The organism is Kitasatospora sp. NPDC059827 (assembly GCF_042731675.1).
GTDB lineage: Bacteria > Actinomycetota > Actinomycetes > Streptomycetales > Streptomycetaceae > Kitasatospora.
Map to the genome: position 1 here is coordinate 53,294 of NZ_JBHWIV010000045.1, position 15,182 is coordinate 68,475.

The 15,182-nt window shown below is 72.6% G+C and carries 15 protein-coding genes and 1 riboswitch; of the genes, 11 read left to right on the forward strand and 4 right to left on the reverse strand.

Annotation, left to right across the window (positions count from 1 at the left end; translation table 11 throughout):
• Positions 1–458 precede the first annotated feature (458 nt).
• From ACFV8H_RS25780 to ACFV8H_RS25805, 6 genes are all read left to right on the forward strand, one after another.
• Positions 459–1,478, forward strand: coding sequence for an LLM class flavin-dependent oxidoreductase (locus tag ACFV8H_RS25780; RefSeq protein WP_380404156.1), 1,020 nt, complete (start codon positions 459–461; stop codon positions 1,476–1,478).
• A gap of 350 nt (positions 1,479–1,828) precedes the next feature.
• A complete protein-coding gene (locus tag ACFV8H_RS25785; protein WP_380404159.1) occupies positions 1,829–2,395 on the forward strand; it encodes a TetR/AcrR family transcriptional regulator in 567 nt (188 codons plus the stop codon).
• Between the two features lie 54 nt (positions 2,396–2,449).
• Positions 2,450–3,034 carry a DUF4865 family protein gene (locus ACFV8H_RS25790; protein WP_380404162.1) on the forward strand — a complete coding sequence of 195 codons (585 nt, stop codon included), beginning with the start codon at positions 2,450–2,452 and terminating at the stop codon, positions 3,032–3,034.
• 17 nt (positions 3,035–3,051) lie between these two features.
• Positions 3,052–3,648, forward strand: a complete 597-nt coding sequence (locus tag ACFV8H_RS25795) for a carboxymuconolactone decarboxylase family protein (protein WP_380404165.1) — start codon at positions 3,052–3,054, stop codon at positions 3,646–3,648.
• On the forward strand, positions 3,645–4,565 hold the full coding sequence (locus ACFV8H_RS25800) for a phosphotriesterase (protein ID WP_380404168.1): 921 nt from the start codon (positions 3,645–3,647) through the stop codon (positions 4,563–4,565). Before ACFV8H_RS25795 ends, ACFV8H_RS25800 begins: the two co-directional genes overlap by 4 nt.
• A gap of 139 nt (positions 4,566–4,704) precedes the next feature.
• Positions 4,705–5,367, forward strand: a complete 663-nt coding sequence (locus ACFV8H_RS25805; RefSeq protein WP_380404171.1) for a Pr6Pr family membrane protein — start codon at positions 4,705–4,707, stop codon at positions 5,365–5,367.
• Between the two features lie 182 nt (positions 5,368–5,549).
• Here the strand turns inward: ACFV8H_RS25805 and ACFV8H_RS25810 are convergent, their stop codons facing one another.
• Complete coding sequence (locus ACFV8H_RS25810) at positions 5,550–6,314, reverse strand: SDR family NAD(P)-dependent oxidoreductase (protein WP_380404174.1); 765 nt, start codon at positions 6,312–6,314, stop codon at positions 5,550–5,552.
• A gap of 137 nt (positions 6,315–6,451) precedes the next feature.
• Between ACFV8H_RS25810 and ACFV8H_RS25815 the strand changes: the two genes are divergently transcribed.
• A complete protein-coding gene (locus ACFV8H_RS25815; protein ID WP_380404177.1) occupies positions 6,452–7,078 on the forward strand; it encodes a TetR/AcrR family transcriptional regulator in 627 nt (208 codons plus the stop codon).
• Between the two features lie 303 nt (positions 7,079–7,381).
• On the forward strand, positions 7,382–8,542 hold the full coding sequence (locus ACFV8H_RS25820) for an alpha/beta hydrolase (protein WP_380404180.1): 1,161 nt from the start codon (positions 7,382–7,384) through the stop codon (positions 8,540–8,542).
• A 67-nt stretch (positions 8,543–8,609) separates the two neighbouring features.
• Here the strand turns inward: ACFV8H_RS25820 and ACFV8H_RS25825 are convergent, their stop codons facing one another.
• Positions 8,610–8,939, reverse strand: a complete 330-nt coding sequence (locus ACFV8H_RS25825) for a MoaF N-terminal domain-containing protein (protein WP_375891436.1) — start codon at positions 8,937–8,939, stop codon at positions 8,610–8,612.
• A gap of 435 nt (positions 8,940–9,374) precedes the next feature.
• Positions 9,375–9,496, forward strand: a riboswitch (cyclic di-AMP (ydaO/yuaA leader).
• 2 nt (positions 9,497–9,498) lie between these two features.
• Between ACFV8H_RS25825 and ACFV8H_RS25830 the strand changes: the two genes are divergently transcribed.
• The gene (locus tag ACFV8H_RS25830) at positions 9,499–10,851 is read left to right on the forward strand and encodes a hypothetical protein (RefSeq protein ID WP_380404183.1); all 1,353 of its coding nucleotides are present in this window, start codon (positions 9,499–9,501) and stop codon (positions 10,849–10,851) included.
• 118 nt (positions 10,852–10,969) lie between these two features.
• On the opposite strand, the gene ACFV8H_RS25835 is transcribed toward ACFV8H_RS25830, so the two are convergent.
• Positions 10,970–11,572 carry a hypothetical protein gene (locus tag ACFV8H_RS25835; protein WP_380404186.1) on the reverse strand — a complete coding sequence of 201 codons (603 nt, stop codon included), beginning with the start codon at positions 11,570–11,572 and terminating at the stop codon, positions 10,970–10,972.
• A 171-nt stretch (positions 11,573–11,743) separates the two neighbouring features.
• Complete coding sequence (locus tag ACFV8H_RS25840) at positions 11,744–12,541, reverse strand: IclR family transcriptional regulator (RefSeq protein ID WP_375891442.1); 798 nt, start codon at positions 12,539–12,541, stop codon at positions 11,744–11,746.
• Between the two features lie 201 nt (positions 12,542–12,742).
• Between ACFV8H_RS25840 and aceB the strand changes: the two genes are divergently transcribed.
• Both aceB and ACFV8H_RS25850 read left to right on the forward strand, forming a co-directional pair.
• Positions 12,743–14,395, forward strand: a complete 1,653-nt coding sequence (aceB, locus tag ACFV8H_RS25845) for a malate synthase A (RefSeq protein ID WP_380404189.1) — start codon at positions 12,743–12,745, stop codon at positions 14,393–14,395.
• 163 nt (positions 14,396–14,558) lie between these two features.
• Positions 14,559–14,960, forward strand: a complete 402-nt coding sequence (locus ACFV8H_RS25850; RefSeq protein ID WP_380404192.1) for a gamma-glutamylcyclotransferase — start codon at positions 14,559–14,561, stop codon at positions 14,958–14,960.
• Positions 14,961–15,182: the final 222 nt, after the last annotated feature.

Below are 15,182 nucleotides of genomic sequence, written 5' to 3' on the forward strand. Positions count from 1 at the left end.
ATCTTGCCAGTCGGCCCCGCCCGATCAAGCCCCTGGGAGTGTCTTGCCCCGCCTCCCTCCGCTGCTTATCCTCGCGGAGGACCAGGTGGGACGGCGCGGGGCCGGGTGCGGCCGCGCGCGGACGAGGCGGAGGGGGAGCGTGATGGCAGTCCGGACCGTAGCGGCCGAGGCCACCGTGACCGTCGTGCCCCGCTGTTGTCGCCGTCACCGCCTCAGCACCGTGCGCTGACGCCGCCCGCGGGCCGCCAGGCCCGCCCCGGTCCACCTCCGGTGCTGCCCGTCCGAGCGCAGCGCCGCCGTACCGCGCCTCCGCCGGTGCCACGCCCACCCTGTCGCGGACTCCCCGTCACGGGATCCCCACTGCGGGCTCCTCACCCCGCGCGTCCCGCACCCGCAGCGCCCCGGACGGCCCAGCGCCGTTCCGTCGTCCGACCACCGAGCGCCCCTAGGAGATCGCCGTGCGGTTCACCGTCTCGTCCCTCGTCGCCAATGCCCCCGATCCCGTCACCGGCATCCACCGCACCCCGCAGCAGAAGCTGTGGAACGTGGTCGACCAGGCCGTCCTCGCCGAGCAACTCGGCTACGACGGCTACGGGGTGGGGGAGCGGCACGGCGAGCCGTTCCTCTCCCCGGCGCCTCCCGTGCTGCTGAGTGCGATCGCCGCCCGCACCAGCACCATCCGGCTGTTCACCACGGTGACGGTGCTCAGCATCCTGGACCCGGTCCGGGTCGCCGAGGACTACGCGATGCTCGACCAACTCTCCGGGGGTCGGATCGAGTTGATCATCGGCAAGGGCAACGACCCGCGCCACTTCGGACTGTTCGGCCTCCCCGAGGAGCGTCAGTGGGAGGCGCTCGCCGAGAACTACGGTCTGCTGCACCGGCTCTGGCGGGAGGAGAAGGTGACGTGGCGGGGCTCGACCCGTCCGCCGCTCACGGAGGCCACGGTGTCGCCGCGCCCGCTCCAGGATCCGATCCCGGTCTGGCACGGCAGTGCGACCAGTACCCGTTCGACCGACCTCGCCGCCCGCTACGGGGATCCGCTGTTCTCCGCCAACTCCTTCCATCCGCTGGCCAAGTACCGGGCCCTGGTGGAGGACTACCGCGAGCGCTGGGAGCACTACGGCCGCGATCCGAAGGAGGCCCGGGTGGGCGCGGGCTTCGGCGGACTGTACGTCGCCAAGCGTTCGCAGGACGCGGTGGAGGGCTACCGGCCGTACTGGGAGGCCATGGTCAACTCGGCCGCGGGCAAGCACAACAACTCGCCGTTCCGTTCACTGGAGGACGCGCTGGAGGAGGGTTCGGCCTTGGTCGGCAGCCCGCAACAGGTGGTCGAGAAGATCCACCGCTACCACGAGGCCTTCGGCAACGAGGTGGTCGGGATCGGGGTCGATGCGCTCACCGAGGAGGTGCAACGGGAGCAACTGGAGTTGTTCGCGGCCGAGGTGGCACCGGTGATCCGGCGCGAACTGCCCTGAGCGCCCGCCCGCGCAGGGCGCCGCGCACTCCCTACGCGGCGTGACGCCCGACACCGTGCGTAACGTGACGCGCGCCACCGGGTCGGGCCGAATGGCGGTGGCCGGCGCGGGGGATGACGAACGGTCGAGGGGCCGTGGCCGCCGGGGGGCGGCGCACGGCCCTCGGTCTTTCCCTCCTCCTCCGCCGGAGACGTCCGAACTCCGCCGGAGACGCCCGAAGGCGCCCAAAGGCGCCCGAAAGGCGCCCGAAGCCGGCCCCGCCCCTGGCGGCACCGCGCCCACCCCTGGTCCCACTCCCCGTGCCGGAGAAACCCCTTCCCTCTGTACCTACTGGTATGTACAGTGGAGTCATGACCACCCAGGACCGCCTCATCGAGAGCACCCAGGCCCTCCTCTGGGAGCGCGGCTACGTCGGCACCAGTCCGAAGGCCATCCAGCAGCGCTCCGGAGTCGGCCAGGGCAGCATGTACCACCACTTCGACGGCAAGCCCGACCTGGCCGCCGCCGCCCTGCGCCGCAGCGCCGAGCAGCTGCGGGGCATCGCCGAGGCCGACCTCGCCGCCCCGGGCACCGCGTACGACCGGATCGCCGCCTACCTGCACCGCGACCGCGAGGTGCTGCGCGGCTGCCGGATCGGCCGGATGGCCCAGGATCCTGACGTGGTCGCGGACCCGCAGCTGCGGGCCCCCGTCGAGGAGACCTTCGACTGGCTGCGCGGCCGGATCGCCGAGCTGGTCGCCGAGGGCCAGGCGCACGGCGAGTTCGCCGCCGGCCTCGACCCGGCGGACACCGCCGCGGCCGTGGTCGCCGTCGTCCAGGGCGGCTACGTCCTGGCCCGCGCCGCGGACAGCGCCGCCCCCTTCGAACAGGCCGTCCGCGGCGCCCTCGGCCTGCTGGGCGCCCACCGTCGGGCCTGACCGGAGACGGCGACTCGGCGACCGACACCCGCCCCCCGACCCAGGGAGCCCACCGTGCACGCCATGCAGTACGAGATCACCCTCCCCGCCGACTACGACATGTCCGTCATCCGTCGGCGCGTGGCCGACAAGGGCCACCTGCTGGACACCCACCCCGGCCTCGGCCTCAAGGCGTACCTGGTCCGCGAACGCGGCCAGGACGGCTCGCCGGTCAACCAGTACGCGCCGTTCTACCTCTGGCGCACCGCCGAAGGCATGAACCGGTTCCTCTGGGGCCCGGGCTTCCGTGGCCTGAGCGCCGACTTCGGCCGCCCGGTCGTCCGCCACTGGCTCGGCGCGGGCCTGGCCGAAGGCGACCGGACGGAGGCCCCGAGCACCGCCACGCGTACGGTCGTCCGGCTCCCGGAGAGCGCCGACCCGGCCGAGGCCGTCGAGCGGGCCCTCGCCGAGCTCCCGGCACACCCGTCGAACCCCGCCCTGCACACCGCGGCCGTCGCCGTGGACCCGAGCCGCTGGGAACTGCTCAGCCTCGCCCTGTGGTCCGGCCCCGCCCCGGACGACGCGCCCGGCACCCGCTTCCGGGTGCTGCACCTGTCCCGCCCCGAACTCGACCGGCTGCCGGCCGGCCGCCACTGGTGAAAGGTCCCCTCACCGCGATGCCCGCCACGATCCCCACCACCGCCACCACCGCGCCCAGCGCTAACGCCCCCACAGCCCCCACCGCCCCCAGCGCCATCGCCCCCGCCGACCTCACACCGGCGCCGCTCGACCGCGAAGCCGGCTACGCCCTGCTCGCCGAGCTCGCCGGTCCGGCCGCCGCAGGCACCCTCGGCGGCCTGGACGCGCTCGCCCCCGGCTTCGCCGACTGGATCGTCACCAGCCTCTTCGGCGGCACCTACCAGCGCCCCGGCCTCGCCCTGCGCGACCGCCAGATCGCCAACCTGGCCGCGCTCACCGCCCTCGGCGGGGTCGAGCCGCAGCTCGCCGACCACGTGCGCAACAGCCTGCGGATCGGGATGAGCCGCGAGGAGATCACCGAGGTGATCGTCCACCTGGCCCCGTACGTCGGCCTGCCCAAGGCCCTGGCCGGCCTCCGGGTCGCCACCGCCACCTTCGCGGCGTCCGCAGCCCCGGCATCCGACGTGCCGACTCCCGAAGCAACTCCAGATGCCCCGACGGCCGACGCTCCCGCAGCCGACGCTCCCGTGACCGGCGCCTCCGTGACCGACGCCTCGGCGGAGGGCGCGGCATGACCGCCACCCGCACCGTGCGCACCGTCCTGGGCGACCTCGCCCCCGACGAGCTGGGCGTCACCGACTCCCACGACCACCTCTTCATCCGCAGCCCCCTGCTCCCCGGTCAGGAGCTGGACGACCCGGTTGCCGCCGAGGCGGTGCTGCGCGAGTACGCCGCGGCCGGCGGCCGCTCCTTCGTCCAGTGGACCCCGCAGGGCATGGGGCGCGGCGCGGGCTCCCTCGCCGCGCTGTCCCGCGCGACCGGCGTCCACGTGGTCGCCGCCACCGGCGCGCACCAGGCGGTCCACTACCCCGAGGACCGGTTCCCCGCCGCGTCGGCCGACCTCGCCGAGCACTTCGTCACCGAGCTCGTCACCGGGCTCCCCGGCGCCCCCGAGGGCGTCCGGGCCGGCCTGATCAAGATCGCCGACGACGCGGGCCCGCTGACCGGGCACACCCGCCGGACGACGGCCGCCGCGGCCGAGGCGCACCACGCCACCGGCGCCCCGATCGCCGTCCACCTCGAACCCGAGGGCGACCCGCACGGCGTCCTGGACCGGCTGCACGGGCGGCACGGCGTCGACCCCGACCGGATCCTCCTCGGCCACCTCACCCGCTTCACCGACCGGTCGCTGCACCGCAGCCTCGCCGCCGAGGGGGCGTTCCTCGCCCTGGACAGCCCCTCGCGGATAGGCCACCCCGCCGACCTCCAGGCCTTCGAGGTGATCGCCGACCTGGTCGAGGCGGGCCACGCCCACCGGCTCCTGCTCGGCGCCGACACCACCACCCGGAGGGCCCGTGAGGTCGGCGGCCCCACCCGGCTGCTCACCGACCTCGCCCCGCGACTGGCCCGCACCTTCGGGCCCGAGCTGTGCGACCTGCTACTGGTCACCAACCCGGCGGCCGCCCTCGCCACGGAGTGGCGCACCCCCTGAGGCGCACCCACCGAGGCACCCCGGGGCACCCTCCCGAGAGACCCCCTGACGCGGTCCCTCGTGTGGCCGAGTCCGTCCGCCGGGGTTTGAATCCGAAGAGCCCCTGTCCGGACCACGCCCCAGAGAGGCGGTTCCGACGATGCACTCGTGGCTCGCCCCCGCCCGGCTCGCCGTCGCGGCCTTCCTCGTCGTCGCGCTCTGCTTCTCCGGCTACCACGCGGCGACGGACGGCTCCGGGGTGGTGAACTTCCTCAGCTACTTCACCACCCTCGCCAACCTCGCCGGAGCGGCCGTCCTCGGCTACGGCGGCTGGGCCGGGCTGACCGGCCGCCGGCCCGTGCCGGACGCGGTGCGCGGCGCGGTGCTGCTCTACCTGGTGGTCACCGGGTTGGCGTACGGCACGCTGCTGGCGACGTACCCGGCGCCGCTGGTGATCCCGTGGGTGGACGACGTGGTCCACCGCGTGATGCCGCTGCTCGCGCTCGCCGACTGGCTGGTCGACCCGCCCACCCGCACCGTCCGGGCCCGGACGGTGCTCGGCTGGCTCGGGTTCCCGCTGCTCTACGTGGCGTACGCGCTGCTCCGCGGCCACGCCGCGGGCTGGTACCCGTACCCGTTCCTCGACCCCGCCCGACACGGCGGCTACCGCCGGATCGCGGGGGCGTGCTTCCTGCTGGCGGTGGCGTTCCTGCTGCTCGGGGCCGCGCTCGCGGCGGTCGGCAACGCCCTCGCCGCCCACCGCGCCGCCCGGCGGGGCGTGGCCTCGAACGGCCGGCACGCCCGAGCCCGGGCGACCGGCTGAGAGCGGCCGGCTGACGGCCGTCGCCGCCCGCCCGTACGGTGCCGGCCGTGCTGACCATCCGGACCCTCCACCGCCTGAGAACGACGGCGCCTGAGAACGAGGACGCCTGAGAACGAGGACGCCGACGGGGCCCGTGCCCGATGGGGGAGGGCACGGACCCCGCCGGAGACCGGACCGGGGGCTCACATGTGGGTGCCGCCGTCGATCCGGAGCTCGGTGCCGGTGACGAAGGCGCCGTCGTCGGAGGCCAGCATCGCGATCACGCCGGCCACCGTGTCCGGGCCCGCGAAGCCGTGTCCGAGGGCGGGGGAGAGCTTGGCCAGCAGGGTGAAGTCGGCGTCGGCGGGCAGGCCCGGGTTGTTGGTCATGCCGCTGTCGATGCTGCCCGGTGCGACGCAGACCGCGCGCAGGCCCTGCTTCGAGTACTCCGAGGCGATCGCGTGGGTGAAGGACTGGATGCCGCCCTTGGTCGCGGCGTACGCGGCCATGTAGGGGTGGGCGAAGCTCGCGGAGGTGGAGGAGAAGTTGACCACCACGCCCTTGCCGGTGGCGAGCAGCGCGGGGAGCGCCTCGCGGGTCATCAGGAAGGTGCCGGTCAGGTTCACCGCGAGGAGCTTGTTCCAGAACTCCAGGGTGGTTTCGTGGGTGTGCGAGGAACGGAGGATGCCGGCCGCGTTGACCAGGACGTCCAGACCGCCCAGGCCCGCGACGGCCTCGGCGACGCCCGCCACCACGGCGGCCTCGTCCGAGATGTCCAGGACCTGGATCGTCAGGCGGTCGGCGGTGCCCTCGGCGGTCGCGCGGTCCAGGGTCTTCTTCAGGCCGTCCTCGTTGACGTCGACGGCGACGACCTTCCCGCCCTCGGCGAGGATCCGGTGCACGGTCGCCTGGCCGATGCCAGATCCGCCGCCGGTGATCAGGACGTTCCGTCCGCTGAAGCGCTCCATGGTGGTACTCCTTCGTTCGTGGTCTCTCGACCTCAAGAGACACGGTACGCCCATGTGGCACGTTGTGCCAAGAAGTCTCGATGTGCCACCTGGGCGCGATGCGTCGGGACCGTGATCGCTTGCGTACGCTGACCCCTGTGACCGGACGCCCGACCCTGACCCAGCGCCGCCGTGACGCCACCCGGCTGGAGATCGCCCGCACCGCCGCCGCGCTCTTCGCCGAGCAGGGCGCCGAGGAGACCACCGCTGAGGAGATCGCCGCCGCCGCGGGCATCTCGCTGCGCACCTTCTACCGCTACTTCTCCGTCAAGGAGGACGCCGTCGCCCCGCTGCTGGCGGCGGGCGGGCAGCGCTGGGTGGACCTGCTGGCCGAGAGCCCGGCGGACGTCCCGCTGCGCGAGGCGCTGGAGCGCTCGGCCGTCGAGTCGCTCACCCCGGCCGACGACGCGGCCGTCGAGGCGATGCACTGGACCCGCGACCTGCTGCGCGACCCGCGGCTGGACGGCACCTGGCAGCGGGTCCACGCCGGGTCGGAGGCGCGGCTGCGGGGCGTACTGGCCGCCCGCTGTCCGGACGGCGCCGATCCGCTGGAGGTCCGGCTGGCCGCGGCCGCGGCCACGGCGGCGATCCGGGTGGCCCTGGAGCAGTGGGCCGGCTCCGATGCCGCCGTCACCGGCTCCGGCTCCCCGCAGGACCTCGGCGCCCGCTGCATGCGTGAACTCACGGCGGGGCTGCGCCTGTGGGCCCGGCCGGCGGGGGAGTAGCGACCCGGCGGTGAGCAGGTGACGGCGAGCAGGTGACAGCTAACAGGTGACGGATAACAGAAGGCGGCGAACAGATGACAGAGAACAACTTTCGAAATCTGTTATCTGTTATCCGTTCGCTGTTATCTGTTATCTGAAAGTTGAACTCTGTCATCTGTTCGCCGCCTGCCCACAGCCCCCGATCAGCTTCCTCCCAGCTCCCGCTAGGGTTGGTGCGCGCGCCCCGGTGGGGGAACCGGGGTGACCTCCTCGGATGTCCCTGAGCGGAGGGGCGGGAGTTCGAGGCGTGGGAGCAACTGGAACATGGGTCTGACGAGCCACAAGGTGCTGGCACTGGCCGTGCTGATGGCGGTCGTGGTGATGGTCGGCACGGTCTGGCTCTGGCCCAGACTCGCCCGGAAGAGCTGGCAGGCGGTGCTCGGCCGGATCGGCGCGCTGCTCGCGACCCAGCTGGCGGTGCTCGCCGCGCTGGGGCTGGTGGCGAACAACTACTTCGCCTTCTACAGCAGTTGGGACGACCTGATGGGCACGGGCAGCACCGGCCCGGTCGTCATCCACAACAAGGCGGACGCCTCCGGCCGACTGCTGGTCGAGACCATAGGCCAGGCGTCGGTCAAGGGCGGCGGCGCGATGGGCCGTGAGCCCAGCCAGTCCGGCGAGATCCGCAAGGTCCGGATCGACGGCAAGGAGAGCCGGCTGTCGACCGAGGGCTTCGTCTACCTGCCACCGCAGTACTTCCAGCCCGAGTACGCGCAGAAGCAGTTCCCGGCCGTGATCGTCAGCACCGGATTCCCAGGAATCGCCGAGAACCTGATCACCCGCTTCAACTACCCGGGCGCCGCGCTCAAGCTGCTGCAGGAGGGCCGGATGCAGCCGACCGTCATGGTCCTGATGCGCCCCTCGCCCGCCCTGCCGCAGGACACCGAGTGCGAGGACATCCCGGGCGGCGCCCAGTCCGACACGTACTTCACCAAGGACGTCCCGTCGGCGATCCAGGCCAGCTACCGGGTCTCGGCCGACCCCCGGGCCTGGGCCTTCATGGGCAACTCCACCGGTGGCTACTGCGCGCTCAAGCTGGCCATGCGCCACCCGGACGTCTTCCCGACCGCCGTGTCCCTGTCCGGGTACTACGAGGCGGCCGACGACCCGACCACCGGCGACCTCTTCGGCGGCAGCAGGCAGCGCCGCGACGAGGCCGACCTGATGTGGCGGTTGAAGAACCTGCCGCAGCCGGACGTCTCCGTGCTGCTTGCCGGCACCAAGAAGGGCGACGGCAACTACAAGCACGACACCGAGGCGTTCATCGACGCCGCGAGGAGCCCGATGAAGGTCTCCTACAGCATGCTCGAGAACGGCGGCCACAACTTCGAGACCTGGAGCGCCCTGCTGCCGTCCTCGCTGGAGTGGCTGTCCCAGCACCTCAAGGTCCCGAACCAGCCGGGCCACCCGGGCCAGACCGTCTGACGGCGCCGCCCGCGGAACGCACCGAACCCCCGGAGGCTCCCGGGGGTTCGGTCCATTCCGGCGCCGGTCAGGCGACCCGCTCCAGCGTCCCGGTGTGCAGCTGGCCGACCCGGCCGCCCTCGCCCTCGAAGGTCCAGAAGGCCCGTACGGTCAGCGCGTTGAGGTCCATCACGTGACTGACGGTGATCCCGCTCTGTTCCGTCCAGCTGATGAAGTAGATCTCCGGCGCGACCTCGGCGACGTGCAGCCGCACGTCCTCCCACTGGCCCGCCGACTCACCGAGGCCCTCCCAGCGCAGCCGGGTGCCGTCGGCCGAGTAGGAGTTGCGGAAGGCCGCGCCGTTGTCGGCCCGGAAGACGTAGGTACGGCCGGCGAAGGCGGGCAGGGGCGCGGTCATGGTGGGGCGGAACCTCTTCTCTGGAACGGGGGACGGGTCGTACGGCTCCGGCCGGTGCTCTTGTGCACCGCGGAAAATCCCAGGGCTCCAATTTATCCGATGGGGCGGACTCGGGCGGCTCCACGCCACGGCGGTCACGCACGGTCCGCCACCGCCGCGCCGCGCACCGTGTGCGACCGGCGACCCGGGCGGGCCCGGCGGGACCGTGGGCCGGAGTCTGCTCCAGTGATCAACTCGGCCGCCACGCAGCGTCGTTGATCGACACCACTGTGAGCTGCGCGACAACCTGCTTGATCAGGTTGTCCGTCCACGGACGGCCTGCCTAGCCTGCAGTCGTCGTCCGCTGTCGCGGACCCCGCCGCCGGGACGCCGAGTCCCGTCCACCCGCCGGCGAGTACCCGAGCACCACAGCGGACGGGAGCGGGGGAACCAAGGTCAGCGCCCGGCCCGTACGCACCAGCGTGCGGGGCGTGGCTAGGGGTGAAGCCGCTCCACAGGCGGCCGGGCAACTGCAGCCCGAATCCGACAGCTCACCTCGCAGGCGTGGCAGAGGATCCCCATGCACCAGCCTGCCCGGCGCCGTCGCGCGCCCCGCCACGCCCGTCCGTCCCACCGCGGCCGCAACACCGCCCTCGCCACGACCGGGGCGCTCGCCATCACCGGCGCCGGCCTGCTCGGCCTGCCGTCCGTCTCCGGCGCCCAGGCCGCCACCGGCCCGACCGTCACCCAGGACCGGCTCGCCCCCGCCACCATGATCGCCGGCAGGGCCGGCACCGCCTCGCTGGCCCTGCACTCCTCGTCCTGCTTCACCGCCAAGACCGTCGGCGTCGGCGTCCGTGACGCGCGCGGCACCAACCTGGACTTCCCTGGCAACGCGAGCAACGTGCAGATCTGCCCCGGCGGACTCACCTACACCAGCGCCGCCCGCACCCTGGCCGCCGGGACGTACACCCAGTTCGGCTTCTGGCAGGACCTCGGCGGCGCCTGGCACAACCTGCCTTCGCAGCAGCTGGTGGTCTCGGCCACGGGTACGCCCACGCCGACCCCGTCCCCGACCCCGTCCCCGACGGCGACCGCGACCCCGACGGCGACCGCGTCCCCGACGGCGACCGCGACCCCGACGGCGAAGCCCACCGTAACTCCGACCGCGACTGCGACCCCGACCGCGACGCCGACCCCCACCGCCACGGCCACCCCGACGACCCCCGCGCCGTCCTCCCCGATCGCCGGCAAGTCGCTGACCTGGTCCGACGAGTTCAACGGCCCGATCAACTGGGGCCAGCGCTGGGTCGGCGACAAGAGCACCTCCTACAAGTACGGGAACCACAACCCGGACGACAACAAGCTCGACTGGCTGAACAAGAACAACGTCACCGTCGCGAACGGCGTCGCCACCTTCACGGCCACCCCGGGCGGGCCGACGCTGGAGAACGGCAAGCAGTCCTGGAACACCGGCTTCCTGACCACCGAGGGCTCGGCCGAGGGCTTCCAGGTCAAGACCGGCGACTACGCCGAGACCCGGGTCAAGCTGCCCGCCGGCACCGGCGCCTGGCCCGCCCTGTGGACCTGGAAGAACGGCAACGGGGAGATCGACTCCTTCGAGTACCACCCCGACAACCCGAACCTGCTGGAGCTGACCAACCACGTCAACCCCGGCAACCCCGACTACTACACCGACGCGAGCGCCGTCGGCACCGACCAGTGGGTGACCATCGGCACCTACTACGGCGCCAACTCGGTGGACTGGTACGTCAACGGCGTCAAGGTGTTCTCGGACGGCAAGGGCGTCGGGGCCAACTTCTCGGCGTACCTGATCCTCAACCTCTCGGTGAGCGCCGGCAAGTACCACCCGGCGCCGCAGGGGAACACCCCGATCACCATGGCCGCCGACTACGTCCGCGTCTACCGGTAACCACGGCCACCGGTAACCACGTGTACCGGTCACCACGAGCCCGCCCCACTGGTCATCGGACGTCCGGCAGCCGCTCGCCGGCGGCCGATGACCGGTGGGGCGATCCGGTTCGTGAGCCTTAGGCCGTCTCGACGACCCTGATGTCGAATGGCTGCCGGTTGTTCCCCTTGTCCCGGTCGTCCACGCTGTGCACCTCGACCGAGCCGCCGCCGAGCGTGCCCAGCGGCAGGTCGGGGGAGAGGTAGACCGGGACGAGGGCGGTCCTGGTGCGCCCCTCCTTCAGTCCAGGGCCGAAGACGCAGCGCACCTGCCGGCCGTGCTCCGCGACCTCGCAGTCCTCGGGGAAGTACGGGCCCTCGGGGGCGACGCCCTTCGGCAGGGTGACCACCACCGTGAAGGGCGAGGCGGTGGTGTCCGGGCCCCGGTTGGCGATGAGGGCATTGACGGTGGTGGTGCCGCCGGACGGCGCGGGATCCGGGTCGAGCCGGACCACCTCCAGGTCGGAGTCGGACGGCCTGGCGGCCACGGCGGGCAGGATGGACGCCTCGGGCGCGCCCGGCGCGACGACGCCCAGATCCGGTCGCGGCACCGGATGCCGCACCGCCCAGGAGGGCCCGGCGGCCAGTGAGGCCACCGCGCAGCCCGCCGTCACCGCCGCCAGCAATCCGGCCCGGCCGAACCTCCTGCGCCCCGTGCCGCCCCGCGCACCGTGCTGCTCCACGCCGTTCACCCTGTTCCCGTGCTCAGGCGGCCCGCACCGTCGCGGGCCGCGTCCGCACCAGGGTGTCCGAGCCGTGGCCGCGGCAGCGGCGCAACTCGCCCACCGCCACTCGAACGGCGGGCGCCGGCCCTCGTCGTATCTAGCCTTCGCCTGAGGTGGGTTGACGGATCGTCAGGGTGCCAGGACCTGCCCCAGTCGGGCCGCGATCTGGTGCATCACCGGCACCAGTGCGGACGCCCCCGCCTGCTCCTCCAGCGCCCGGATCCGGGCCTCCGGGCCGGAGACGGACAGCGCGGTGGGCGTCGGCGCGCCCGGGACGGCGAGGGCGATGCAGCGGACGCCGATCTCCTGCTCCTGGTCGTCGACCACGTACCCGCGCTCGCGCGCCTCGGCGAGCTGGTCCATCAGCTCCTGCGGGTCGGTGAGGGTGTACTCGGTGTGCGCGGGCAGCGGGTTGGGGCCCAGGACCGCGCGTGCCTCGTCCTCGGGGAGCTGGGCGAGCAGCGCCTTGCCGACGCCCGTGCAGTGCGGCTGGACCCGCCGTCCGACCTCTGTGAACATCCGCATCGAGCGCCGGGACTGCACCTGCCCGACGTACACCACCTCGCCGCCCTCCAGCACCGCCAGGTTGGCGGTCTCGCCGGTGGCCTCCATGAGCTCGGCCAGGTACGGGCGGGCCCAGCTGCCGAGCAGGCGGCCGGCGGTCTCGCCGAGCCGGATCAGCCGGGGGCCGAGGGTGTAGCGGCGGGCGGTGTCCTGGCGGACATAGCCCTGCTGGACGAGGGTACGAACCAGTCGGTGGATGGTCGGCATCGGGAGGCCGGAGCTGGTGGAGAGCTCACTGAGGGTGGCCACGCCGCCCGAGTCGGCCAGCGCCTCCAGGAGTTGGAAGGCGCGCTCGACGGACTGCACGCCGCCGCTCGCGCGGTCGGCGCCTGTCGTCGATGCTGTGTCGGGGGTCGCAACCACCGGCGTTCCCTTCGCTGTCGGGGAGGAGTAGAGTCCCGGCGACCTCTTCAACAAACCGTTGAAATTCTGTATCGCGGAAACTAGTCTCCACCTTACAGAATCGAACCCGCCGACAGGCGGGTAACGATCGAGGAAGTTCCCGAGGAAGTTCCCACCGGAGCTCCCTTCGCCAGGCTCAACCGTCTTAGGAGTGTCCTGCTCATGGCTGCAGCTCAGGGGCCCGTCGGCGCCTCCCCCGCCGCTCCGGTCGTCACTGTCGCCGGACCGCGCGTCCATCGGGCCGAGGAGGTGCTCACCCCGGAGGCGGTCGCCTTCGTGGTGGGCCTGCATCGTGCCTTCGAGGGCCGCCGACAGGAGCTCCTGGCCAGGCGGAAGGGCCGACGGGCGGAGATCGCCCGCGCCGGCATGCTGGACTTCCTCCCCGAGACCGCCGACGTCCGGGCCGGCGACTGGAAGGTCGCCGAGGCGCCGCGCGCCCTCCGGGACCGCCGGGTCGAGATCACCGGCCCCACCGACCGCAAGATGGTCATCAACGCGCTCAACTCCGGGGCGAGGATCTGGCTCGCCGACTTCGAGGACGCCACCTCCCCGACCTGGGAGAACGTGGTCAGCGGCCAGGTCAACCTGATCGACGCCTTCGAGGGCCGGATCGACTTCACCAGCTCGGCCGGCAAGGCCTACGCCCTCAAGCCCGCCGCCGAACTCGCCACCGTCGTGGTCCGCCCGCGCGGCTGGCACCTGGACGAGAACCACCTGCTGGTCGACGGCGTCCCGGTGGCCGGCGCGTTCGTCGACTTCGGCCTGTACTTCTTCCACAACGCGGCCCGACTGATCGCCAAGGGCGCCGAGGACCCCAACTCCGGCCCCTACTTCTACCTGCCGAAGACCGAGAGCCACCTCGAGGCCCGGCTCTGGAACGACGTGTTCACCCACGCCCAGGCCGAGTTGGGCATCCCGCACGGCACCGTCCGGGCCACCGTGCTGATCGAGACCATCACCGCGGCCTTCGAGATGGACGAGATCCTCTACGAGCTGCGCGACCACGCGGCCGGCCTCAACGCCGGGCGCTGGGACTACCTGTTCTCGATCGTCAAGAACTTCCGCGACGCCGGCGAGCACTACATCCTCCCGGACCGCAACAGCGTCACCATGGCCTCGCCGTTCATGGCCGCCTACACCCGGCTGCTGGTGCAGACCTGCCACCAGCGTGGCGCCCACGCGATCGGCGGCATGGCCGCGTTCATCCCCAGCCGCAGGGACCCGGAGGTCAACGCCGCCGCGCTGGAGAAGGTCAAGGCGGACAAGGACCGCGAGGCCGGCAACGGCTTCGACGGCTCCTGGGTCGCCCACCCGGACCTCGTCCCGGTCGCCCGGGCCTCCTTCGACGCGGTGCTCGGCGAGCGGCCCAACCAGAAGGACAACCCGGGCCCCGCCGAGCCGGTCACCGCCGCCGAACTGCTCGACATCGCCGGTGCCGGGGGCACCTGCACCCGGGCCGGACTGCACAACGCCGTCCAGGTCGGCCTTCGCTACATCGAGGCCTGGCTGCGCGGGCTCGGCGCGGTCGGCATCTTCAACATGATGGAGGACGCCGCCACCGCCGAGATCTCGCGCTCGCAGATCTGGCAGTGGATCCACAACGGGGTCGTGCTGTCCGACACCGGCGAGAAGGCCACCGCCGAGCTGGTCCGCACCCTGGTCGCCACCGAACTGGCCGAGCTGCGCGCCGAGTTCGGCGACGAGGCCTACCGGGCCGGCCGCTGGCGCGAGGCCGCCCAGCTCTTCGAACAGGTCGCCCTGGCCGAGGAGTTCGCGGACTTCCTGACCCTCCCCGCGCTTCCCCTGCTGGGCTGAGCACCAATCTATCCGCCGGCGCCACCGCTGCCGCCTGCCGGGCCGTAGCAGTTCCGCCGCCCTTTGCTCCGTTCCGTACGGCGACGAAATCCACCTGTCCTCTCGTCGCCGTGCGGAACGGTCTTTTTCGTTGTACGGCCTTACCCTCCTGAGGAGTTCACCGATGGCACGCATCTTCTTCAACGGCCAGGCGATGGTCGGCGGACCGTTCCACGAGAAGGTCGCCGACGCCCTGATCGGCCCGGCCCGCACCGCGACCGGCTACCGCTTCTTCTCCATCGACCACAGCGGCGGCACGGACGTCTGCCCGGGGCTGCTGGCCGACCCGTCCGTCGGCACCGCGATCGAGGGCGAGCTGTACGAGATCAGCCTGGAGCGCCTGCGGGACGTCATCCTGCCCGGCGAGCCCAGGGAGTTGGAGCTCGGTGTGATCGAGCTGGAGGACGGCTCCGCGTGCTTCTCGATGCTGCTCGCCCGCGGTGAGGTCGAGCGCGGGGTGCACCGCGAGATCACCCACCACGGCGGCTGGCGGGCTTACCTGGCGACGCTGGGGCGCACGGCCTGAGCCGGGCGGGCCGATGGCGGCGACCAGGTGACAACTGACAGAAAACAGAAAACAGATGACAGCGAACAGATAACAGCTGATGAAAGTTGTCAGCTGTCATCTGTTCGCTGTCATCTGTTCGCCGTTTCCCGCCCCGGGCACGCCGCGGCCCCGAACCAAACCCTGGGGTGGGGGGCGGGGTCCGCACCCCCGGACGGGCGGAAGGAGTCCGGGTCACCCACC